Source organism: Microbulbifer maximicatervae (SeqCode), assembly GCF_052467065.1.
In genome coordinates, this window is the sequence record NZ_CP174299.1 from 2,450,001 (window position 1) to 2,474,381 (window position 24,381).

A 24,381-nucleotide genomic window follows, 5' to 3' on the forward strand; every position below is an offset into this window, starting at 1 on the left:
TGGGACTTGCTCCCTAAGCTGAGGCCGGTCGAAGTGACCAGGTGGCTGCGACTGTTTATTAAAAACATAGCACTCTGCAAACTCGTAAGAGGACGTATAGGGTGTGACGCCTGCCCGGTGCCGGAAGGTTAATTGATGGGGTTAGCTTCGGCGAAGCTCTTGATCGAAGCCCCGGTAAACGGCGGCCGTAACTATAACGGTCCTAAGGTAGCGAAATTCCTTGTCGGGTAAGTTCCGACCTGCACGAATGGCGTAACGATGGCCACGCTGTCTCCACCAGAGACTCAGTGAAATTGAAATCGCTGTTAAGATGCAGTGTACCCGCGGCTAGACGGAAAGACCCCGTGAACCTTTACTACAGCTTTGCACTGAACTTTGAGCCTATTTGTGTAGGATAGGTGGGAGGCTTTGAAGCAATGACGCTAGTTGTTGTGGAGCCGTCCTTGAAATACCACCCTGGTATGTTTGAGGTTCTAACTCTGGTCCGTTATCCGGATCGAGGACAGTGTATGGTGGGTAGTTTGACTGGGGCGGTCTCCTCCCAAAGAGTAACGGAGGAGTACGAAGGTGCACTCAGCATGGTCGGAAATCATGCAATGAGCATAATGGTATAAGTGCGCTTGACTGCGAGACAGACATGTCGAGCAGGTACGAAAGTAGGTCATAGTGATCCGGTGGTTCTGTATGGAAGGGCCATCGCTCAACGGATAAAAGGTACTCCGGGGATAACAGGCTGATACCGCCCAAGAGTTCACATCGACGGCGGTGTTTGGCACCTCGATGTCGGCTCATCACATCCTGGGGCTGAAGCCGGTCCCAAGGGTATGGCTGTTCGCCATTTAAAGTGGTACGCGAGCTGGGTTTAGAACGTCGTGAGACAGTTCGGTCCCTATCTGCCGTGGGCGTTGGAGATTTGAGAAGAGTTGCTCCTAGTACGAGAGGACCGGAGTGAACGAACCTCTGGTGTTCCGGTTGTCACGCCAGTGGCATTGCCGGGTAGCTATGTTCGGACGGGATAACCGCTGAAAGCATCTAAGCGGGAAGCCTCCTTCAAGATAAGATCTCCCTGAGGCCTTGAGCCTCCTGAAGGGCCGTGGAAGACTACCACGTTGATAGGCTGGGTGTGGAAGCGTTGTGAGGCGTTGAGCTAACCAGTACTAATTGCCCGTGCGGCTTGACCATACAACAGAGATGGTTACTAACGACTAGCTAAGCTAGCGGATTGTGAGTTAGAGACATACGATCGCTTGCGGTGTATTACTACAGATTATTTTACCGACTTATTTGGGGTTATCGCCGGTCAACAACATGACCGAGGCAAACAGCGATAACGCGGCAGGCCAAGCACATTGCTTATAAGACCAACGCCAACCCAAGCCAGTTTGCCTGACGACCATAGAGTTGTGGAACCACCTGATCCCTTGCCGAACTCAGAAGTGAAACGCAACATCGCCGATGGTAGTGTGGGGCTTCCCCATGTGAGAGTAGGTCATCGTCAGGCTTCTAATCCGAAAAGGGCCACCCAACAGGGTGGCCCTTTTTTTATGGCTGAAAAAATATTTAAAAAAACAAAAAAAACAAAAGACAAAAATAAGAAAGAGAAAGCAGAAAATATTTAGCAAAAATTAAATAGAAAAAATAAAAGTAACTCTGAAAAAATTTAATGCTTAACTTTCTATTTAAAAAATCAGTCAGTAAACAAAAAATAAAAACCTAAAATTACTTGAGCACCTTAAACAGACACTCTCCTAAAAAGCCTATAAAAATAGGTCTTTACCGATCTTCTCTCCAAACGCCTTTGCACTCACTCAAAAAATAATCCAACAAAAATAACCCGCGTAAAAACCAGAAAAGTACCCATACCACTCCCGCCAAAAATTAAAATTAGCCCATAAAAATATCGGTGATTTTTTAGTCTCTGCAGTAATCCCCTGTAACCACGGGGCCTGCAGCCCGTTTATTAAAGTTATGCACAACTCTATCCAGACTTTCTGTTAGTAACCGCTGGCTGTGGAAATCTGCGCAAAAAGTGCTGCTTTTTTACCCGCCTTCAATAGAGCCAAGCAATCACGGGGCTGGCCGGGGATATCCCGGAGTTATACACAGCTCTATCCATGGTTTCTGTTGGTAACAAAGACGCCATAAAACGGACATCAGTTATTAACAGTGTTATGAGCGATAAATCTGTGGATTACTGCGACTGATTGGTACGCCAGTATTCGAGAGAAGAAAAATTTGGGGATAAAAAAAGCCCCACCAGGTGGGGCTTTAAAAATATCGTCTGTATCTTTTATTTATTCAGAGGCAGTAGGAACTCGGCCCAAGTCTCCTTCCATTTCTGTGGTCAGGAAAGACATTACAACCCAGGCCGCTACATTCTGGCGAAGATTCTCAGGGTCGACTTTATCCAGGGTATCGTTGGGTGTGTGGTGATAATCGAAGTAGTCGGTGCCGTCCTGGTATAGACCAAAGGCTGGTACACCGCGCGCAACAAACACACTGCTATCTGGGCCACCGTAAGATTCATTATTTCCGCGCTCAATACCCAGGGGGGCGAGGAGTTGCATCATTTGATCTGCAATATCAAATTTGCTCTCAGGGAGACGGGTATCGAAACGCCAGACTTTCCCTGCTCCAAAGTCTGATTCGGAGACGGCAATAATATTGTCCAGTTCTTTTACGTGTGCCTCAACATATTGCTTAGCACCTACCAATCCGATTTCCTCTGCACCAAACAGCACGACTCGCAAGGTACGACGGGGGCGCTGTGGCAGCTCAGCAATTAGACGTGCAGTTTCCATAACAATGGCAACCCCAGCTCCGTCGTCCAAGGCCCCGGTGCCTTCATCCCAGGAATCCAGGTGCGCACCGATAATCATGACTTCTTCAGGTTGCTCACGGCCAGTAATCTCACCGATGACATTAAAAGAGGGGCCGTCACTCAGTCGCTCAGTTTCAACATCAAGTTTTACCTGGACTGGCTTGCCGCGTTGGAGCATAGCCTCGAGCAGGTTTGCATCAGGAGCGGAAAGTGCGAGTGCAGGAACTGGGTTTTCCACATCATCAACCGACATCATACCGGTGTGGGCAAATCGGTCTGAGTCGGTTCCTACGGAGCGCAACAGCATGGCAGCAGCCCCTTTTTCAGCGGCAGCGCGCATTCCCAACTTGCGGCCTTGCGCCGCAGGGCCGTAGCCTTCTCCCGTGCGCGCTCTCTCCATACGCTTATTGATAAAAGCAATTTTGCCTTTCACTTGGCTGGCTGGGGCCTTCAGCAGGGCCTGCACATCGGGAAACTCGATAATTTCCGCTGTTAACCCTCCCGCAGGAGTGGCGGCGCCATAGCCGAGGGAGGAGACAACTAGTGGCTGGGGGAAAGGGGATATGACTTCGGCGTGAGCATGGCCACGAATCCAGCGGGGTACCTCAATTTGCTCGGTATAGACGCGATCAAAGCCAAATGCCTTCATTTTGTCTTGTGCCCAGGCAACGGCTCTTTCATCGCCCTCAGTGCCTGTCCGTCGTGGTCCAACCTCGACGGTCAAAGACTCTACAATACTGTAGGCGTCGGAGCTTTCCAGTGCCCGGTCACGTAATACTTCCGCCACAGATACATCTTCCTGAGACAGAGGGGCTGCCTGGGCTATTCCCAGTGCCATGGTAGTGATCAGTCCCCCGGTAAGGGAAAGCAGTGGTTTCAACATCGGTCTATCCTTTGTTAATACTCTTCAGTCTTAAGCTTTTGGCTCGTTATTTGATGAGGCCGCGATCAGTTGCTCACGAATTTCACGTAACTTACGCAGGCCTTTTTCTGTAAATAAGTAGGGCGGTTCGCCAGTATATTCGCTGTCTTCAATATTGAGGCAACGTTGTCGCATCTCTTCAAGCTTTGGGTCGTGTCGCATTGGGCAGGCGAGGAGTGCTCGCCATTCAGTATCGCTGGCTTGCCCGGTGATTACATCTTCAAGGCCCTTAACAAAACTGCCTCGGTCCATTCGAAATCTGGGTCTGCGCAGGTGCATAAGAACCCAAACCACAATAACAAAGGCAATGAAAGAAAGAATAAGCGTTGCCAGCCAGGTCACGATATCAATCCTCCACTAATAGTTTTATTGCCACAGCAATGGTGGCAATAATGATTACCGGTTTGATAATACTGGCACCTCTTGCAATCACGAGGTTGGAGCCGAGACGAGCTCCTACAACCTGGGCAAAAGACATAGCGATAGCGAGCAATAGAAAAATATGGCCTCCAGCGATAAAAATTAGCATAGAGGTCACATTGGTAGCGAGCACAATAGGTTTTGTTGATGCCGTAGCCGCACGCATATTGTAGCCGAGTAGCGCTGCGAAGGCGGCTGCACAGATAGACCCCATCCCAGGGCCAAAGAAGCCCCCGTAAAAGCCGAGCCCACCGCCAACAACTAGATTAAAAGTAACGTTACTGATTCTGGGTTTTGAGTCAATGTCGGAAATGCGGGGGGACAGAATAAAGTAGAGGGCAATAGCAATGAGCAGGATGGGAAGTAAGGTATTGAGGCCAGCCTCTCCAAGTGAAGCGACTGTTAAGGTGCCTAGGCAGGAACCGATAATTGCAGCAAGTAGTCCTGGCCAGAGGGGGCGTAAATTCAACTGGCCTTTTTGCAGGAAGTTAATGGTGGATGATAGGGTGCCAAAGACGCTTTGAAACTTATTGGTACCGAGAGCATCGAGTGGGGGAATGCCGGCCCAGAGTAAAGCGGGGAGGGTGATTATTCCCCCTCCCCCGGCGATCGCACTGACAAAGCCTGCGGTAAAGGCGATTACTGTCAGTATCAGGTAGGTATAAGTAGAAAGCTCACTACTTAACTGTATCACGAGTGGACTGGTTACCCCTTTTCAAGAGTACTTTCATTATCGTGGTAATACCCCTGATACTTGCTAAAGCGCTTTTGGATCTCTGCCATATCCTGTTCCAGATCACCGATAGGCTGGTACAGGGAGTCAATGCAAATACGCTTATTGGGAAAGTCCCAGGCAACAAGCAAAATAGGAACTTGAGCGGTATAGGAAATCCTTAAAAAACCGTTCTTCCAGCGCCCTACTTTTTTGCGGGTCCCCTCGGGAGTAATCCCCACCCACATTTTTTCATTTTCCCGGTAACTCGATGCAACTTGTAGAGCGATATTACCTGCGGCGCGCCTATCGGTAGGAACACCTCCAAGCCACATAAATAGTCCTTTAAACGGGAAGAAAAAAGCTTCCTTTTTCATGAGCCAGGAAATTTTAATACCCAATGCCATAATAAATGGCATGGCAACCACAAAATCCCAATTGGATGTGTGGGGAGCCAAAGCCACCATGACTTTTCTTTCTGGAGGGATTTCCCCATCCATTCGCCAGCCGAGCACCTTGATTATCAACTTGCCAATAGCTTTGGTGATGCGATTGCCCAGCCGAGGTACTTCATTGGGTACTTCAGTAGGTATTTCTACAAACTGACTCATTATTTGCCTCTTTCTTACTGCTGTCACACTAAGGTTTCAGCAAAGGTACTTAGCCTTGCTGCTTTAGTGTTCCCGCGTGGCATAAAAGCGAACTTCCGGATAGCGCTCTTCAGCCAATTGTAAATTAACGCGCGTCGGTGCCAGGTAGGTCAGGTGTCCGCTGCCATCGAGTGCCAGGTTGGTACTGGCCTTGCGCTTGAAATTCTCTAGTTCTTTGGCACTTTCACTATCTACCCAGCGCGCAGTGTTCACGTTGACGTTTTCGTAGATGGCTTCAACTTTGTATTCGTCTTTTAATCGGTAAGCGACTACTTCGAACTGTAGTACACCAACTGCGCCCACGATAATGTCGTTGTTATCCAGCGGGAAAAATACCTGGGTGGACCCCTCTTCAGAAAGCTGCTGAAGCCCTTTTTGTAATTGCTTTAATTTGAGAGGGTCTTTTAAACGTATGCGACGGAATAGCTCCGGGGCGAAATTGGGAATGCCGGTAAATTTCAGTGCTTCGCCTTCGGTAAAGGTATCGCCGATCTGGATAGTACCGTGGTTGTGCAAACCAATAATATCGCCGGCAATGGCCTCTTCTACGTGGGTTCGATCGCCAGCCATAAATGTCACCGCATCGGCAATTTTTACATCCTTGCCAATGCGCACATGCTTCATTTTCATACCGCGATTGTAGGTGCCGGAGCAGACACGCATAAAGGCAATTCTATCGCGGTGTTTGGGGTCCATATTCGCTTGGATCTTAAAAACAAAGCCGGAGAATTTATCTTCGCTGGGCTCTACTTTTCTCTCTTTGGTTTCCCGGGATTGGGGTGAGGGCGCCCATTCAACGAAACCATCGAGCATTTCCCTTACGCCAAAGTTACCCAAGGCCGTACCGAAAAATACCGGGGTCAGTTCACCGGCAAGATAAGCTTCCTGGTTAAACTCATGAGTGGCTCCACGAACCAATTCAATCTCTTCCCGAATATCCTCGGCGTACTCGCCAAGTAGTGCGTCAGCCTCAGCGGAGTCCAGACCCTTAATTTGAATATCATCGGGAATTCTGTGGCCCTGACCCTGGGAGAATACATGGATGGTATCGGTGTAGAGGTTATAGACCCCCTTGAAACCTTTTCCTGAACTCAAAGGCCAATTGATAGGGGCAGCCTGGATATTCAGAACTTCTTCAATCTCATCCATTACCTCGATCGGGTCGCGAATATCCCGGTCGAGTTTGTTGATAAATGAGAGAATCGGCGTTGTTCGCAAGCGGCACACATTCATCAACTTGATGGTGCGGTCTTCCACACCTTTGGCCCCGTCAATCACCATCAGTGCGGAGTCGACGGCGGTGAGTACCCGGTAGGTATCTTCAGAGAAGTCTTCGTGTCCCGGTGTATCCAGTAGGTTTACAGTCCTCTCTTTGTAGGGGAACTGCATAACGGAAGAGGTAACAGAAATACCGCGTTCCTGTTCCATCGTCATCCAATCAGAGCGTGCGTGGGGACCTTTTTTCCCCTTAACGGAGCCCGCTTGCTGGATTGCATTCCCGAACAAAAGAAGCTTTTCGGTCACGGTTGTTTTACCGGCGTCCGGGTGGGAAATAATGGCGAAGGTGCGGCGGCCGGCAAAGCCTGCCAGGGAAGAACTTTGACCCATACTTTAAGATTCGATCACTGGATATTCGAAAAAAATAGGGGCGTATTATACACGCAGGCGTTGCTCCGAGGGTGGGGTATACTGCGAAATTAGACTTGTCAGTTTACCAGCTCGGCGAATGGGGTCATGTCAATGGGCTGAGTTGCCAGCGGGACTGGCACACCTGGACAATTTGCTCAAATCCATTTGGATTAACACTGTACTCTGTTGTGGCCAACAGTCATCGAGGGGCTTTTAGCGGTGCAGTGGCAAACTCAGTTATTGAAGGGGAGAGGTTATGAGCCGGGAGCGTTTACAGGCATTGCGGGAAGAGTTGCAGCGGCAGGGTGTCGATGCTTTCTTGGTACCCCGGGCTGATGAGTACCAAAATGAAAGTGTTCCTGCGGCAGATGAGCGACTGCCCTGGCTGACAGGTTTCACTGGTTCCGCAGGAATGGCTGCGGTAGGCAGTCGAGAAGCGGCATTATTTGTTGATGGTCGCTATACCTTGCAGGCGCAGCAACAACTTGGTGATCAACCCATTGAGTTAATGAGCCTCAGTCAAGTCGCGATCATTGAGTGGCTGTGTAGTCAGCTGGATGCCGGTCAGTCTCTGGGGTATGACCCGCGACTGCACACGGAGCCGGGATTGGCCTTGATCAAGAAGCGATTGGCTGAAAGGGATATCCAACTGCAGCCGATGGAACAGAGCCCGATTGATGCCATCTGGAATGACCGCCCCGCATCTCCCTGTGGGCCTGCGCGCCCACACCCCTTCATCTTTACTGGTGAGCATTCCAAAGAGAAACGGCAGAGGATTGCCCGACGTCTCGCAGAAAAACGAGCCGATGCTTTATGGCTACCAAATCCTGAAAGCTGTGCTTGGCTTTTTAATATCCGTGGAGAGGATATTCCGCACTTACCAGTGGCCTTGGCCAATGCAGTCCTTTATCGGGATGGCAGTGCAACTCTTTATTTGGGGGAGGGCGCTGTAGGGGATGCGTTGATTGAGCACTTGGATAAAGATGTAAGTCTAGTCGTGGCCAAAGGGGAATTATTTGAAAATATTAAGCGCCGCCACGTCAATAAAATATGGATAGATCCCCTGATTAGCAACAGTTGGACTTTACAGCAATTGCGGGCACTGGATATTGAACTAATGCTGGAAGGTGACCCGGTCACGGAAGCCAAGGCCTGTAAGAATGCGATTGAACTGGCAGGCAGCCAGGCTGCACACGAAAGGGATGGTGCTGCGGTGTGTGAATTCCTGGCGGAAATACCTGAACAGGTTGCGACAGGCCATTTTGACGAATTGTCCGCAGTAAAGCTTTTACGGAGTAAAAGGGAGGCTCGCGAAGGCTTTCAGGGCAACAGTTTTGAGACAATTTCCGGCTATGGTCCGAATGGGGCCATTGTGCACTATCGGGTGAGCCCTGAATCCAGTTTGGCTATAAAGCCAGAAGGGGTATATCTGTGCGATTCTGGAGGCCAATATCCAGATGGCACCACTGATATTACCCGAACTGTTGCTCTGGGTGAGTTCCCGCCTTCGGCAAAAGAAAATTTTACCCGGGTTTTAAAGGGACATATTGCAATTGCGACTTTGCGATTCCCCAGGGGGACTTGTGGAGAGCAAATTGATGCGCTTGCACGCCGTTCGCTGTGGGAGGTAGGGCTGGATTATGCCCATGGTACCGGTCACGGTGTTGGTAGTTTCTTAAGTGTTCACGAGGGGCCACAGCGGATAGGTAAGGCTGTAACAGGTGTTGCTCTTCAGCCGGGGATGATCGTTTCCAACGAACCGGGGTTTTATCTCACAGGGCAGTACGGCATCCGTATTGAAAATTTGGTGTTTGTGAAAAAGAGCGAAAATTATCCAGATTTTCTAGAATTTGAAGAACTTACGTTAGCTCCGATCGACCGTAATTTGATTGACGTGGCACTACTCACTGAGACTGAACGGGAATGGCTGAATCGTTACCACCAGAGGGTGCGGGATGTGATTACCCCGCTGGTTACTGAAAAAACTGCTGAATGGTTAAAATTGGCTACTGAAGCTTTGTAGTGTGAATCTGGGGGCTGCGTGCCCCCAGGCATAATTAATTTATCTCAAACTTATAGCCAGCACCGTAGACAGAGTGAATTAACTCTTTTTCAGGCATAAGCACTGATATTTTCTTGCGCACTTTTTTGATGTGGCTATCAATAGTTCGGTCGCTGATTACGCGGTAATCGGAATAGATACGGTCCATGATTTGTTCGCGGGAAAAAATTCGACCGGGCTCACTGTAAAGTAGGTCAAATAGGTGGAACTCCAGCGCAGTAAGATTGGCGTCTTTACCTCCGATTCGCAGTTGCCCGGTATTTCTATCTAGTTCGATGCCACCATTTCCGACTTCGCCCTTTTGTGGTCGACGGCGCAACACCGCTTTCACCCGTGCGACGAGTTCCCTGGGGCTGTAGGGTTTACAAACATAGTCGTCGGCACCGGATTCCAGGCCGCGCAAACGATCGGGTTCCTCAATTTGCGCAGTCATTATAATAATTGGAACGTCGTTGCCTTTTTGGCGAATCTCTTCGCAAATCTCCATCCCATGCCGCCCAGGTAGCATCAGGTCGAGAAGGATCAAATCCGGTTTCATAGTTTCCACTTTGGGGACAACCTGATTACCATCAGAAATGATCTCGGCTTGATAGTCGGCGGCATGAAGATAATCCAGTAGTAGGTGCGCAAGTTCGGTTTCATCTTCGACTATTAATATTTTGGCGCTCATAACTTCCTACCATTTAATCCTTTGGCTTAGGGGTAAAAAAATACTTATTTCAAGACCGCCCATAGTGGACGGAGTTGCAGAAATGCTACCCTCGTGTGCTGTAACAATATTTTGGCAAATTGATAGCCCCAAACCCGCACCGCCGGTTTCCCGGCTGCGTGAACTATCTGCTCTATACAGGCGCTCGAACAGGTGTGGTATATCAGCACTGGCAACACCGGGGGCGGAGTCGGCGAAAGTGATAATGGCTGTTCGGGCTTCACAGCGCGCAGTTACTTTGAGTTGTCCCCCACTATCGGTGTAGCGCAGGCTGTTGGTTAACAGGTTGCTAAATAACTGATTGAGGCGTGCTTCATCTGCGTAGACTAACTTATCTTCCGATAGTTGGAGGTCACTGCTTAAGCGAATACCTTTCTGGTCGAATGGAATTTCAAAGTCTTCGATAACACTTCGTAGGATATTCTCCAGGGAGATGTCGGACTTGCAGTAACTTAGTGCCCCCGCGTCGGAGAGAGACAACTCATAGAGATCATCTATCAGGCGGCTCAATTGTTGAATTTTGCTGTGCAGTATGCGCAGGTTCTCTGGTGTGGCTGATCTGATACCGTCTTGAATGGCTTCAATCTGCCCTTTTAATACTGCGAGAGGTGTGCGCAGCTCATGCGAAATATCTGCCATCCATCGGTTTCGGGCATGTTCATTTGCTTCCAGCGTTGCGGCGAGCCGATTAAAGTCAGCACTTAATTGGCCCAGCTCATCTCGCTGCTCTATATCAATACGGGTTTTGAAGTTGCCGGATGTAAGATGGGATGTCGCTTCGGTCAGCTTACGGATGGGCCTTACCAGCTGCCAGGCAAGGGGGATGGCAATGGCTAGTGCCAGAATGAAGGTGGCAACAGAGATAAGAGCGAAAGTCCGCGATTGCTCTTTAACAAACCCTACGGCCAAATCATCATCTAACACGGGTAGTGGATTGATAGCCAGGTAACCAACGGTTTCTCCGTTCACAACCAGAGGCTGCATTACCATGTTCTCAGATCCTGAATAACGACCTATCAGAGGTCTTTTCTCTTTGTTCAACAGGACCAGGCGGGCATTAAGCGACTTGCCCACTGCGTGTTCAGGTGGGGGCTCAGGCGGGCGGCGGGGCCCCCTCGTACCCGGAGGTGGACGATGTGGGGGTGGCATATCCTCAAAGTGACTGGACATCACGCGTCTGTGGAGTCTTTGCCAGCGCCTGCTATTGCCGTCGATAGATTGCCAGCTCCCTTCGCTGGCGTAGATTTCTTGTAACTCATCTACTAAATCGCCGACCTCGCGAAGCTCCTGAGACTGGATATAGGTCATAAAACCATGCTTAAAGCTCCACTGAAAGAATACGAACATTCCGCCAACAGTAATTGCTGTAGTCAATAAGAAAGCGAGGCTTAGTTTATAGCGAATATTTAACGACATAGCCGGTAGCTTGGATTTCAGTAGCCTGTGTTCACAGTGAGCTCAGGTGCATTTTACTCTGTTTCCACTGAGGAAACGCGGCTCAGAAGATCAAGCCTACACTTACTGTAAATATCAGGGCAATCTTTTAACACTCCGAGAGTCTCACGATAAGAGCCCAAGCTAAGGAGCCTCTGAATAACTCCGTAATACCTCTGCGGGTCTTGAAGTCTGCAGATGTTAGGCGCAGCTCGCCGCGAATGGCCTTAGCCCTTTGCAAGAGCTGCAACGCAGCAGATGCGGCCTTCAAGGCCCGCCCTTCGGGGCTTGCAGAGCGATTCACACTCCGCGTTGCGACTTCTTGAAAGGTCTAGACATTCCTGCGAAGCCGCGCCTTGATTGTGAACCGTTCTGCATGCCAGAGGCATCACGGAGTTATTCAGAGGCTCCCTAAGTGCCAATAAGCTTAGCTTGGTTATCCAAAGCTGTTCTTGGGGCCTCCATGCCCTGAGTCGGTAGGAGAGATTGAGTCCTTACTGGTAGTTACTTCTATTATTATCCCGGTTTGCCTGTGCTTACTCCCGGCTTTATTGGAGATGTAGAAAAACGATGCAATATCAGATCGGGCTTATCGAGCCGGATAAATAGAGTTGCAAGAATTCTCTTCCCTCCCCGGCTCCAGGTACTGTGGTCATGGGCGTTAAGAGTGACAGTAATTTGGTTGAAGCCCGATTTAAACAGCTTGTCGGGAAGGTGTAAGTCTGGACCATAGATTCGCTGTATTTTCTTACCGTTGATATAGAGATGGGCATGACCTTCCAGATATTGCTTTGAGGCATCATTGGCGTGGCGAGGGGATTCAAATTCGAACCGGTCGTAGTCTATATGTAGGTTATATCCGGACATTTTATCGCGACTAATGTCCAGTTCGATGCGCGGTGCAGCATTGTGTAAAGGGATCTCGACTACTGGGTGTTGGTCGCCGTTATGGCCCGTGTGTGAGTCTGGCTGTGCTGTAGCAAGGTTGGTTATTCCCCAGATAAAAGACCCGATAAGAACGGCTCGAAGAATTTTCATTATTGTCTCACTCCCAGGTTTGGCGATGGGGCAACATACTTCATTCAAACTGCTGTTGCTGTGAATACTTCTGGTTACCAGTGCTTTTAGTCTATCGGGTGCTATTGCTCCAGTTACTTCCATTACCTGGGGTGTCGGTCCCCGTAAAAACAAGGGACCGCAAAGCTTACACTTACTGCGACTCCAGGGAGATTTCCGGCGTATTAGGAAAGTGGCTTGGCCTTCAATGTTAGTGCACCGCTGAACTACTGTGTTGAGCACTCATTGACAATAGTTTGATCATCTAGCTTGCCGTAAAAGCGGGGGCCAAAAGTATATGGGAAGGCGGGGACAAGCTCACCATCATCATCGACAGTGACAGTCAGGTGGTAATGGTATCCCCTTTCGTCATCTGAGTGACCGTTATGCTGGTCCAAATATACTCCGCCTTCATTAGTCAGGTCTTCGTCCCAGTAATAGTCCTCGTAGAAAAAGCCCGCCGCCGTAGTGAACTCATTGCCTGACAGGGAGGTATAAGAGCCACTTGTCGTGGGACCGGTATTCGATGTTGTTTCGACTCCTTGGGAGAGGTCGTATTCATCCACCAAGAGACAGCTTCTCTCGCCTGCTACGCCGCAACCGCTCTCGGAGCTGGGGTCGTCATAATCTCGTACAGCCCAGCTGCTTTCTGCGAGTTCTCCTTCACTCTGCCAGGGGCCATAGATTGCATAGCCGTCGGCGGTATAGCCGTAGATAGGGGAGTGGTCGTCACCTATATCGCCAACAAGATCGGCTAGGCAATTGCTATAAAAGTGATGGTGGTAATCTCCGTTTGCGGCGTGTCCACCACAGATATCCACATCGTAGACCTCAGCAACCGGTGCCAGGGTTTGCCAGGTGCCATCCACTGATTGACCATCACCCCAATCATAAATAGAGACGCCATTTACCCAGTAGCCCTGTACGCCGAGCCCCGTTGTGCACTCCTCCGTTGCGGGCTCGGGTTCGACAGGGATGTATCCGACATGAGAGACATTCTCTGGGCAAACGAGCCCTGGTGGCCAAAATCCATAGCCGGCATCTACATCACAGGTGCCAATACCCGTATAGCCAATATCCTGCCCAAAGCTGACAATATCTCCAACGCTGACAGTGGGGCTGCCGGTTTCGAAATCAGAGGAGGCTAATGGACGTTCAAGTAGTCCGTCTAGAATACTTTGAGTAATTTCAATCTCGTAGTCGGGAACACCGGTTGCTGAGACAACGGTGTATTCCCGGCCATCTACGGTTTCTGATGCTACGCTCTGGACGTTGACCAGAACCTGCTCATTGCTGTTACTTTCATAAATGTAAGGCGCGCGTTCGTCATCAGTATTCATAATCCAGACACCAGTATCAGTGCTGGAATCTGACTCTTCAGAGGAGGTCTCAGAAGAATCATCGCCATCCTCATCTGAAGAAGAGCCACTATCGCATCCCTGAAGAACTCCGAGAGATATTATCAACGCTAGTGTATAAGAGAGTGTAGGCTGGCCATTCCGGTCAAAAATTTTAATTATTTTCATATCACACCGTGGCATATGGAGGAGTTGCTCCCCGAACCTAGCGCACAAAAGTGAATGAAATGTGGATGGCCTGCTAGCTACATTTTATATCCTCTTTATCGTCTTAATTTTTTTCAGATTTGTGCACTGCGTTCAAAAGCGATACTCCGTGAGTCAGGCAAAAATATCTTATTGCTTTATTGTAAATAGCCTAAGTAGCCTTTAATTAGTGGGCCGGCTATTAATTAAATATTTTTTGGGGTATTAGCTCCAATTCTCTCTTTGAAAAATTCCAGGTCTTAATCTAATTATCAGGTCGGCTGACTTTGGCTATTTGTTTGTTGCCCCCGATAGGTGATGTTGAAAAGCGGTGTAATACCAGCTCTTTCTTATCGAGGTGAACAAATAAGGTTGCCAGTATTCGCTTTCCACCGCGGCTCCAAGTGCTGTGGTCGTGTGCATTGAGAGTCACGGTGACTTGGTTAAAACCGGGTTTTAGTAATTTTCCGGGAATATGTAAATCTGAGCCATAAAGACGTTGGATTTTTTCCCCATTGATGTAAAGGTGGGCGTGCCCCTCCAGAAACTGCTCAGAATCGTCATTGGCAAAGCGAGGGGATTCCAGCTCAAACCGATCGTAGTCAATATGCAGGTTATAGCCGGACATATCGTCGCGGCTCATGTCCAGTTCGATTCTGGGAGCGGCAACATGCAGAGGTATCTCTATCACCGGATGCTGATCGCCATTGTGGCCCGCGTGAGGATTTGGTTGTGCCGCATACGCGGTCATAGAGGCTGAAACAATCCAGGCCAAAGACCCAGCGATAAAGAACCTGTGCATTTTCATTTAACTCTTACTCCCAAGCTTGAATATGAGTTAGCGGCCAACGGTGGTTGAGCAGCGATTGACGATAGTTTGGTCATCCAGTTTGCCGGCAAAGCGCGGGCCGAAGGTAAATGGGAAAGCTGGAATTAGTTGGCCATTGTTATCCTGCGTAACTGTCAGGTGGTAGTGATAACCTCTTTCACTGTCAGTGTGTCCATTGAATTGATCCAAGTATTCGCCACCTCGCGCTGTCAGGCCTTCATCCCAGTAATAATCCTCGTAGAAAAAACCTGCCGGAGTTTCAAATTCGTTTCCGGATTGAGAGGTGTAGCTACCGCTGGTAGTGGGGCCGGTGTTATTTGTATTGGATACGCCGCGATCAATATCATATTCATCGACTAGCAGACAGCTGCGTTGCCCGGCAACGCCACAGCCGGTGTCTGAACGGGGATCGTCGTAATCCCGTATTGCCCAGCTGCTTTTAGCTAGCACACCTGCGTCTTCCCATGGACCGTAAATTGCGTAGCCATCGGCGGTATAGCCGTAGATAGGGGAGTGTCCATCGGCGGTGTCCCCGGCAATTTCAGCCAGGCAATTACTGTAAAAGTGATGGTGGTAATCGCCGTTAGCTGCATGGCCGCCACAGATATCTACGTCATAGACTTCTGCCATGGGAGCCAGGGTATGCCAAGTGTTATTTACTGACTGTCCGTCACTCCACTGGTAAATTGAGGTTCCATTTACCCAGTAACCCTGTACACCGAGCCCAGTTTCACAGCTGTCAGTGGATGCCTCAGGCTCAGCAGGAATATAGCCTACATGGTCGACGTTTTCGGGGCACACGGGACCTGGGGGCCAGAAGCCATAACCGGCTTCTGAGCCGCAGCTGGAATTACTGCGATAGCCGATGTCCTGGCCGAAGCTAACAACCTCACCAGTTTGTACCAAGGGGTAGCCATTGACGAAGTCTGTAGAGGCTTTTGGACGGCTGATGAGTGCGTCTAGTATTTCCTGGGTTATTTCAATCTGGTAGTCCGGGATACCGGTAGCAGATACGCGGGTATATTCCTTTCCGGCAACGGTTACAGATTCAATACTTTGCACATTAACCAGAACCTGCTGATTACTGTTACTTTCGTAAATATAGGGGGCGCGTTCGTTAGTTGAATTGATAATCCAGGTAGTACCAGAGCTCTCTGTTACCGAGCTTTCCTCGTTACCTGAAATTGTCGAATTATCTGAGGAGCCGGAATTCTCTTCGTTAACGTCCGAAGAAGTGTCCTCGTTATTATTCGATGTATTGCTTGTTTCGTCGGTAGTTGTTTCTGTTGGATTATCTACCGTAGTATCTGTTGGACTTTCCTCTTCAACTGTATTGCTGTTTGAGTCGGTGGAGGAATCTGCAGTGTTATTTCTAGTGTTTTCTGAATTTATAGAATTGTTGTTTTGCCAGTTTCTTCCATTGCTATTGCGAACAGGTACTTCCCTAACCGAACGTTGATCGTTGTTATGCCCAGAGTTGGGATTAGGTTGAGCCACAACACTGGCTGCAGTTAGCCAGGCTAATGAGCCGGCAAGAAAGTACCCGTTAATTTTCACGAGAAAGTTACCTCAATTTATCTTTATTGGTTACCGCCCCACGGTTGTTGAGCATCGGCTGACAACAGTTTGATCATCTAATTTTCCGTAAAAGCGCGGTCCAAAAGTGAAGGGAAAGGCGGGGATTAATTGTCCATCGCTATCGACAGTGACGGTAAGATGATAATGGTATCCTCGCTCATCATCCGAATGGCCATTGTACTGATCTAAATAGACTCCACCTTGAGCTGTAAGTTCTTCGTCCCAATAATAATCTTCGTAGAAAAAACCAGCAGCTGTTTCAAATTCATTTCCGGACGCGGAGGTATATGAATCACTTGTAGTTGGGCCAGTATTAGAAGTAGTTTCCACGCCCTGGGAAATATCATATTCATCGATTAATAAGCAGCTGCGCTCGCCGGCGACACCACAGCCACTTTCGGATGAGGCATCATCGTAATCTCGAACAGCCCAACTACTTTCCGCTAATTCACCCTCACTTTCCCAAGGGCCATAAATTGCATAGCCGTCGGCGGTGTAGCCATAAATTGGAGAGTGGTCGTCACCAATATCGCCGACCATCTCTGCGAGGCATTCACTGTAAAAATGGTGGTGATAATCACCGTTTGCCGCGTGACCACCGCAAATATCAACGTCGTAGACTTCAGCTAGGGGGGCGAGTGTATGCCATGTATTATCAACACTCATCCCGTCACTCCATTGATAAATAGAGGTTCCATTTACCCAGTAGCCCTGTACCCCTAAACCAGTTTCACAACTGTCAGTTGCAGGTTCAGGTTCAACGGGAAAATAGCCAACATGGGAAACATTTTCAGGACAGACAGGCCCCGGTGGCCAAAAGCCATAACCAGCTTCTGCACCACAGGACGAATTACTTTTATATCCAATGTCCTGCCCAAAACTGACAATATCACCAACGCTGACATAGGGGCTGCCGGTTAAAAAGTCAGAGGATGCTTTTGGACGTTCCAGGAGTGCATCGAGAACAGTTTGTGTAATTTCGATAGTGTAATTTGGAATACCGGTTGCTGATACAACAGTGTATTCTTTACCGTCGACAGTTTCAGATTCAACGCTCTGAACATTTACTAGTACTTGTTCATTGCTGTTACTTTCATAGATATAGGGTGCGCGCTCCTCATCAGTATTTAGAATCCAAACCCCGCTATCGGTGCTCGAGCCTGAGCTGTCACTATCATCTGATGAATCGTCATCGCCATTATCGTCACCGGAATCTGAGCCGCTGTCGCTAGTATCTTCAGATGACGAATCTGAATCAGATGAAGAGCTGCCGCCTCCACCGCATGCCTGGAGTACGCCGGAAAGTAATACCAGAGATATTACATAAGGCAAAATGGACTTTCGGTCCGTGTCAAAAATTTCCGTTAATTTCATAGCACACCGTGAACTAGATGGGGGTTAGTCCAGAAATTAGCGGATAAAAGTGGAGAAAATGTGGATAAATATTAACCTAATTTGCAAAGGGTTAAATTGGCTCTATATTTCTGCCTAGTTTGTGCGTAAGTTCAAAAGGATGGCTTTTCTTTCGGTATCAACAGTTAAAAAGTTATTTGCTGGAAAATTACTTATCTCGTTAATGACTTTCTTTGTATTTAATTTAAATAAAATATTATTCTTTCGATATTTTTTTGACTAAAAGGTCTAGGGAGCCTCTGAATAACTCCGTAATGCCTCTGCGGGTCTTGAAGGCTGCAGATGTTAGGCGCAGCTCGCCGCGAATGGCCGTAGCCCTTGGCAAGAGCTGCAACGCAGCAGCTGTGGCCTTCAAGGCCCGCCCTTCGGGGCTTGCAGAGCGATTCACACTCCGCGTTGCGACTTCTTGAAAGGTCTAGACATTCCTGCGAAGCCGCGCCTTGATTGTGAACCGCTCTGCATGCCAGAGGTATCACGGAGTTATTCAGAGGCTCCCTAGTAGTTGGCTGGCTGTATCTAGTGAAGCCAGCTACTGAAAGCAGAGACCTGGATTCTGAGACTGTATTTGGGAGAGTCGCCAGTCTGGAAGCTTTAACCGGTTCCAGGCTGGCGTGGGGCTTTATCAATGATTTATAGGTGATATAGGTAAGCTGTTTTCTGCTGGCCTAGTTACATGGGCGGTGGGCCAGGGGGAAAACCTCCGCCGACTTCATCGGAGCAAACATTCACAATTGTCTGGTCATCGAGTTTGCCGTAAAAGCGGGGCCCAAAGGTATAGGGGAATGATGGGGTCAGCTGCCCTTCATCATTCAGTTCTACCGTTAGGTGGTAGTGATAACCCCGCTCGCTGTCACTGTGCCCATTGTATTGATCCAGATAAGTGCCCTCCTGGTCGGTCAAATTGGAGTCCCAGTAATAGTCTTCGTAAAAAAAACCGCTGGTGGTTTGAAAAAGGTTGCCTGATAGGGACGTAAATGTATCGCTGGTACTGGGGCCGGATTCGGCAAGTGAACTTGTGCCTTGTGACAAATCGTATTCATCTGCCAATAAGCAACTGCGCTCGCCGGCAATCCCGCAGCCGCTAGTAGAGTCGGCATCGTCATAGTCTCTAGTGACCCAACTACTTATTGCAAGAACACCCTCGGCCTCCCAAGGGCCATAAATGGGATAGCCATCGGCGGTGAACCCGTAGACGGGAGAGTGGCTATCTCCAGTATCTCCAACCAAGTCTGCCAGGCAATCGCTGTAGAAGTGGTGGTGATAGTCTCCCCGGGCAGCGTGTCCACCACAAATATCAACATCGTACATCTCAGCGACAGGTGCCAAAGTGTGCCAGGTGCCATTCACAGACTGTCCATCGCTCCACTGGTAGATAGAGGTTCCGTTGACCCAATAACCCTGAGGTCCGAGTCCACTCTCACAGTCTTCTTCCGAGACCTCTGGCTCAGTTGGAAAATAGCTGTTGTGGGAAACATTTTCTGGGCAGACCGGGCCCGGCGGCCAGAATCCAAAACCCGCTTCGGCGTAGCAGGTATGTGGATTGCTGCTAAAGCCGATATCCTGACCAAAACTCACGATATCGCCAATTTGTACCGTGGGGCTGCCGTAGACAAAGTCGGTGCTCGCTTTGGGGCGATTGATTAGCTCGTCGTAGATAGCAGTGGTGATTTCAATTTCATAATCCGGGATGCCGGATGCTGTGACTTGAGTGTATTCCCTGCCGTCGACAGTGACAGTTTCGATGCTTTGTACATTGACCAGGACCTGCTCATTACTATTGCTTTCGTAGATGTAAGGCGCCCGTTCATCGTCGATATTTAGCACCCAGGGGCTGCTGTCATCGCCAGTATCGTCATCTGATGGGGGTGGATCTGAATCGTCATTGTCGCACCCTGTTAAAGGTGCACAGACCAGAAGTATTGTCAGTGCGCTGATTAATTGGGTGCGGGTTTGAAGGGGGGAAATCTCCTGAAGCCTCATCGAATCACCATCCATGTTTCGCAGTAAGAAGAAGGCGGGCTATGCTGCTGTCTGCCGGGGTTTGGAGGAGTTTGAAGTTATCGGCAAAAATGGGAAGTAATGTGTACGCTGCCCGTTAAGGCACTGATTTCCTTTTGTTGTGTTTTTGGGGGTGGTGGATAGATGTGGGCCGAATCAGGAGTGGTTCGGCCCACAGATCGATCAGTTGGTTGACAGCTCGGGGCTGGATGTTGTCTCTGCTGTGCGCTGGTGCGTATCGCGGCGCAGCCACCACCAGGAAACAAAGCCGAGAATCAGGTTGGATGCTGCTGTAGCGACAAACAGGCCGGTCATGCCCCACAGGCTGTTTCCAATCCAGGCCAGGGGTAGGTATAGGCCCAGTACCCGCAGGAAAGAAATGACAGTTGCAGGCAGCGGTTTCCCGAGTCCATTGAATGCGGCATTGGCAGACATCACAAAGCCGTAGCCGGCATAGCTGAGAGGTACCAGGGTCAGGTAGGCAACAGCGACGGCGAGAACCTCAGTGGAATCACTGAACAGACTTACGATAGGTTCTGCAACAAAGTAGAGAAGCACCGCCAGTCCCGCTCCAAATACCAGGCAGAACCTTGCCAGTACGCTCACGGTTTCCCGCAGGCGGTCGGTCTTTTCCGCCCCGGCATTCTGTCCCATAAAAGGGCCGACCACAGAGGAAAGTGCGTAAAACACAATAAGTGCCAGGGGTTCTACTCTGAGTGCGACTCCCAGGCCCGCGACGGCATCTTCGCCGTGCACGGCAACGAGTGCAACGACAACTCCTCCCGATACAGGAATAATGACATTGGTGAGCACAGCGGGAAGCCCGACAGCCAACACTTTGCGCCAGGATTCGAGCAGGCCGCTCAGCCGCCATTGTGGGGCTGTCATTAGGTGTTCTTTTTTGATGATGAAGTAAAGTGCAGCAATAAAGCTCAGGGCGCGCACGATAATCGTAGCGATAGCTGCTCCCTGGAGCTCAAGTCGGGGAAAGCCGAAAAGCCCAAAAATCAAAATGGGGTCGAGAATCAGGTTCAGTAGGGCTACCGCCACCATAATACGGCCGGTTACCGCGCTGTTACCAATGGCGCGAAGAGCAGCGAGCGCGACGGTCGGGACAATGACAAAGATGGTTCCCAGGTACCAGGGGATCATGTAATCGGCAATAAGCGGAAGCATATCGGGGCCGGCGCCCAGCAGCTCAAATAGAGGGCGCATGGTGGCCAGGCCGACTGCAGTAATCACAATAGCAATCAGCAGTGCCAGTACAGATGCGTCAGTTACCAGGCGGCGAACGTTCTTTATATCTCCAGCGCCGTAAACCCGGGCTACTGCCGAAGAAGTACCTGCGCCGAGACCGATAGCAAAGCTGTTTATGGCCATCACTACCGGGAAGGTGAAACTCATCGCCGCCAGGGGGCCATCGCCCAGCTGGGAGACAAAATAGGTATCGGCGATATTAAAGGACATGGCGGCGAGAATTCCCCAGACCATGGGTAGTGCCAGTCTCTGTAAGTGACTGGAAACTGAACCTTCCAGCAGTGATGGGCTGCTTTTTGATAGAGACATGTATAACTCTTGTCAATCCAACGAGGGGGTTGGGAAGTCGGGAATAGTGTTACAGAGCAGGAGTGGCTGCCTGCCGTTCAAGGCCTTGTCGGTAAGGCGGGAATTCCGAACGATGGGCTCATTCTACGACTGGGTGTCATTCAGAGCGAGACTCATGAGTACAGCGTCCTCGCGCATGCCATTTTGCGCGGGGTAATAATTTTTGCGTATCCCGTCTTCAGAGAAACCCAGTTTGCGATAGAGGGAGCGCGCAGCGAGATTGGATACCCGCACCTCGAGCAAAACTCGTTCAATTTCGCTGGGCAATTCCGTTTTCACGCTGTTTAGTAGTGCCTCGGCGAGGCCCTGTCGGCGTCGCGCTGGGGATACGGCAATGTCCAGGATTTCTGCCTGGTCAAACAGGCTACTGATCACGCAACAGGCGATAATGTCATCGCCTTGGATCAGGACCCAGCAGTGGTGGCCGGCGCTGAGACTCTGCTGGTATTGGGCTTCACTCCACGGATGACTGTGGGCACTTTTTGCCAACTGGGCCAGAGATGCACAGTCGTCGGCAATGGCGGAGCGCAACTGTAGCTCAGTGTAATTTAAATAGGTCATTCTGCGCGGGTTTCAGTCGGATAACTAGTGCGCAACAGATTCCACAGGGGGCGTTTTAGTTCGGGGGCTCGGAGCAGTTGTGAGAGGCTGGGCGTACTAATTAAGCGGGCCTTCTGCCATTCGACAACCTGGCTTTCCAATGGGGTCGGAGTGCAAAAATCTTGAGCCTCACTGCCCATCAGCCAGATGGATTTAACCGGCATGCGAGAATAAGAGGCCTCTAACCAGCTGGAGAATGTATCCCGAGCCTGTGAGGCGTCTTCGGCTGGACCAAAGCGATTTTCTGTTAAAGGCCATTGCAGGCGCTCCTGTTGTCGGGGGAGCTGGTGCCAGTGCAAGGCGCGGAGAATATTGTTGAACAGGGCTTCCAGGGGAAGCGCTGCACCGGGCTCGTGGCTGTCCACGGCCAGGAGTTCCTCCCCAATACGCCAGCAGTTCAAAACAAAAGGTTTAACACTTTGCTGGGGGGGGGCAACAGGAGCCGGTGTCACTGACACCGTCTCTTGTGGGCGTTTTGTCTGGTCGGTGAGAGCGCTTATTTCATCTAGCACACGGGCGTTGCGCTCCGGATTCTGCACCGGCTGGGTAATTATCTGATCTGCTGAGTGGGGCAGTGGGTTTTGAGCTATTCCACTTGCAACCGGAGGCTGCTGAATCCCAGCAGCCTCTTCGGCGGGAGGCAGTTCGGCCTGGAGAGGATCGGGTGCGAGCGGCAATACGAATCGGGGTACATAGCTTGGAACCCCAAGTACTGATAAATATTCCGCTCGCTGAAGCTCGTTCACTTATACGCCCTGTTTCTTACTCTCACTGCTGGCGAGCAAGTTTAACGCATCCATGTAGGCTTGTGCTGAGGCAATCAGGATATCTGTATCTGCGCCAACGCCGTTGACCAGGCGGCCGTCTTTTTCCAGGCGCACTGTGACGGACCCTTGGGAGTCTGTTCCTTGGGTGACCGCATTTACAGAATAAAGTTTTAAGTCGGCGCCGCTGTTTACCAGCTGTTCAATAGCTTTGAAGGTGGCATCTACGGGGCCGCCACCGCTGGCTTCGGTCTGCCGGAGTTCTCCGTCAATGGTGAGGCTGACAAAGGCCTGTGGGGCTGAGCCGATTTTGGTGCGCACATCCAGGTCGCTCAGTTGGAATCGCTCCACCGGTGACTCACCTCCGCTCACCAGAGAGTGCAGATCTTCGTCAAAGATCTCATGTTTCTTGTCGGCTAGGTCTTTAAAGCGGGCAAATACCTGCTGGAATTCTTCGGTATCGGCGAAATCTACCCCCAGCTCTTCATAGCGGGCGCGGACGGCAGCCCGGCCGGAGTGTTTACCGAGAACCAGACGGTTTTGACCCCAGCCCACATCTTCAGCGCGCATGATTTCGTAGGTCTCGCGGTGTTTCAGAACACCGTCCTGGTGAATACCGGACTCATGGGCAAAGGCATTAGCGCCGACAATGGCCTTGTTGGGCTGTACCGGGAAGCCGGTAATCGACGACACCATTCTCGAAGTGGGCACGATATGGCTGGTATCCAGCCCTGTTTCTACCGGGTAGAGATCCTGGCGGGTTTGTACTGCCATAACGATTTCTTCCAGGGAGGCATTACCGGCGCGCTCTCCCAAGCCATTGATGGTGCATTCCACTTGGCGCACACCGTTCATCACGGCCGACAGGGAGTTGGCAACGGCGAGGCCCAGGTCGTTGTGACAGTGGGTCGAAAAGATGGCTTTGTCGGAGTTGGGAACGTTTTCGATAACACGGCGGAACATAGCCCCATACTCTTCCGGTTCCCCGTAACCAACGGTGTCGGGAATATTGATAGTGCCGGCCCCTGCCGCGATAACCGCTTCGATGATGCGATACATAAATTCCGGCTCGGAGCGGCTGCCATCCTCGAGGGAGAATTCCACATCGTCGGTAAAGTTGCGCGCTGTTTGAACCGCTTTCACTGCCTGCTGCAACACCGCTTCCGGCTCCATTTGCAGCTTGTATTTCATATGGATTGGAGAAGTGGCAATAAATGTGTGGATACGCGAGGCGTTGGCATTCTTCAGGGCTTCGCCAGCGCGCACGATATCGGCATTGACCGCTCGGGCAAGGCTGCAAACCCGTGATTCGGTAACGGCTTCAGCGACGGCCTTGACCGACTCGAAGTCCCCGGGACTGGCAATCGCGAATCCAGCCTCAATGACATCGACACGCATTCTCTCAAGCATGCGGGCGATGCGAATTTTTTCCTCTCTCGTCATAGAGGCGCCAGGACTCTGCTCGCCATCGCGCAGAGTGGTATCAAAAATGACTAACTTATCTTTTTTAGTGCTCATTTTCGTTTGTTCTCCTTATTTGCTTTGAGGCTAAACAGGGGGCCTTGCCGCTGTCTATGCATCGCTCAAATAAAGTTTGGAATTCTGTTGGGGGTGGGGGGGAGAAAAATTATATGC

General features: G+C 50.2%; 18 protein-coding genes and 2 rRNA genes (1 of these 20 cut by a window edge). 3 read left to right on the top strand and 17 right to left on the bottom strand.

The features are described 5' to 3' along the window. Positions 1-1,182: ribosomal RNA gene (locus ACJJI1_RS10855) — 23S ribosomal RNA — on the top strand; it begins 1,700 nt to the left of the window's first position. A 203-nt stretch (positions 1,183-1,385) separates the two neighbouring features. After that, positions 1,386-1,501, top strand: a 5S ribosomal RNA gene (gene rrf / locus ACJJI1_RS10860). A gap of 793 nt (positions 1,502-2,294) precedes the next feature. On the opposite strand, the gene ACJJI1_RS10865 is transcribed toward rrf, so the two are convergent. From ACJJI1_RS10865 to ACJJI1_RS10885, 5 genes are all read right to left on the bottom strand, one after another. After that, positions 2,295-3,704, bottom strand: a complete 1,410-nt coding sequence (locus ACJJI1_RS10865) for a M20/M25/M40 family metallo-hydrolase (RefSeq protein WP_444906451.1) — start codon at positions 3,702-3,704, stop codon at positions 2,295-2,297. Between the two features lie 30 nt (positions 3,705-3,734). Beyond that, complete coding sequence (locus ACJJI1_RS10870; protein ID WP_282934336.1) at positions 3,735-4,085, bottom strand: hypothetical protein; 351 nt, start codon at positions 4,083-4,085, stop codon at positions 3,735-3,737. Between the two features lie 4 nt (positions 4,086-4,089). Continuing rightward, positions 4,090-4,857 carry a TSUP family transporter gene (locus ACJJI1_RS10875; RefSeq protein WP_444892752.1) on the bottom strand — a complete coding sequence of 256 codons (768 nt, stop codon included), beginning with the start codon at positions 4,855-4,857 and terminating at the stop codon, positions 4,090-4,092. An 11-nt stretch (positions 4,858-4,868) separates the two neighbouring features. Then, complete coding sequence (locus ACJJI1_RS10880; RefSeq protein WP_444906448.1) at positions 4,869-5,486, bottom strand: 1-acyl-sn-glycerol-3-phosphate acyltransferase; 618 nt, start codon at positions 5,484-5,486, stop codon at positions 4,869-4,871. Positions 5,487-5,549: 63 nt separating this feature from the next. Next, a complete protein-coding gene (locus ACJJI1_RS10885) occupies positions 5,550-7,133 on the bottom strand; it encodes a peptide chain release factor 3 (RefSeq protein WP_444959307.1) in 1,584 nt (527 codons plus the stop codon). Between the two features lie 277 nt (positions 7,134-7,410). On the opposite strand from ACJJI1_RS10885, the gene ACJJI1_RS10890 reads away from it, so the two are divergent. Next, on the top strand, positions 7,411-9,177 hold the full coding sequence (locus ACJJI1_RS10890; RefSeq protein WP_444895236.1) for an aminopeptidase P family protein: 1,767 nt from the start codon (positions 7,411-7,413) through the stop codon (positions 9,175-9,177). A gap of 34 nt (positions 9,178-9,211) precedes the next feature. On the opposite strand, the gene ACJJI1_RS10895 is transcribed toward ACJJI1_RS10890, so the two are convergent. From ACJJI1_RS10895 to ACJJI1_RS10950, 12 genes are all read right to left on the bottom strand, one after another. Then, complete coding sequence (locus ACJJI1_RS10895; RefSeq protein ID WP_444895235.1) at positions 9,212-9,886, bottom strand: response regulator; 675 nt, start codon at positions 9,884-9,886, stop codon at positions 9,212-9,214. Between the two features lie 6 nt (positions 9,887-9,892). Beyond that, positions 9,893-11,341, bottom strand: coding sequence for an ATP-binding protein (locus ACJJI1_RS10900; RefSeq protein WP_444895234.1), 1,449 nt, complete (start codon positions 11,339-11,341; stop codon positions 9,893-9,895). Between the two features lie 534 nt (positions 11,342-11,875). Then, the gene (locus ACJJI1_RS10905) at positions 11,876-12,397 is read right to left on the bottom strand and encodes a hypothetical protein (protein ID WP_444895233.1); all 522 of its coding nucleotides are present in this window, start codon (positions 12,395-12,397) and stop codon (positions 11,876-11,878) included. Between the two features lie 245 nt (positions 12,398-12,642). Next, positions 12,643-13,941: a YHYH protein gene (locus ACJJI1_RS10910; protein ID WP_444959308.1), complete on the bottom strand. Its 1,299-nt coding sequence runs from the start codon at positions 13,939-13,941 to the stop codon at positions 12,643-12,645. 283 nt (positions 13,942-14,224) lie between these two features. Further along, on the bottom strand, positions 14,225-14,767 hold the full coding sequence (locus tag ACJJI1_RS10915) for a hypothetical protein (protein WP_444895231.1): 543 nt from the start codon (positions 14,765-14,767) through the stop codon (positions 14,225-14,227). A gap of 30 nt (positions 14,768-14,797) precedes the next feature. After that, on the bottom strand, positions 14,798-16,345 hold the full coding sequence (locus tag ACJJI1_RS10920) for a YHYH protein (protein ID WP_444959309.1): 1,548 nt from the start codon (positions 16,343-16,345) through the stop codon (positions 14,798-14,800). 30 nt (positions 16,346-16,375) lie between these two features. Further along, positions 16,376-17,740: a YHYH protein gene (locus ACJJI1_RS10925; RefSeq protein ID WP_444959310.1), complete on the bottom strand. Its 1,365-nt coding sequence runs from the start codon at positions 17,738-17,740 to the stop codon at positions 16,376-16,378. Between the two features lie 708 nt (positions 17,741-18,448). Beyond that, the gene (locus tag ACJJI1_RS10930) at positions 18,449-19,759 is read right to left on the bottom strand and encodes a YHYH protein (RefSeq protein ID WP_444959311.1); all 1,311 of its coding nucleotides are present in this window, start codon (positions 19,757-19,759) and stop codon (positions 18,449-18,451) included. Between the two features lie 201 nt (positions 19,760-19,960). After that, positions 19,961-21,343 carry an MATE family efflux transporter gene (locus ACJJI1_RS10935; protein WP_444959312.1) on the bottom strand — a complete coding sequence of 461 codons (1,383 nt, stop codon included), beginning with the start codon at positions 21,341-21,343 and terminating at the stop codon, positions 19,961-19,963. A gap of 123 nt (positions 21,344-21,466) precedes the next feature. Beyond that, entirely contained in the window at positions 21,467-21,943 is a 477-nt protein-coding gene (rimI, locus tag ACJJI1_RS10940; protein ID WP_444959313.1) for a ribosomal protein S18-alanine N-acetyltransferase, read from the bottom strand. Further along, positions 21,940-22,728 (bottom strand): uracil-DNA glycosylase family protein, encoded by a 789-nt coding sequence (locus ACJJI1_RS10945; RefSeq protein WP_444959314.1) that lies wholly within the window; start codon positions 22,726-22,728, stop codon positions 21,940-21,942. The genes rimI and ACJJI1_RS10945 overlap by 4 nt, the downstream gene beginning before the upstream one ends. Continuing rightward, entirely contained in the window at positions 22,729-24,264 is a 1,536-nt protein-coding gene (locus ACJJI1_RS10950) for a 2-isopropylmalate synthase (RefSeq protein ID WP_444906436.1), read from the bottom strand. Between the last annotated feature and the right edge of the window lie 117 nt (positions 24,265-24,381).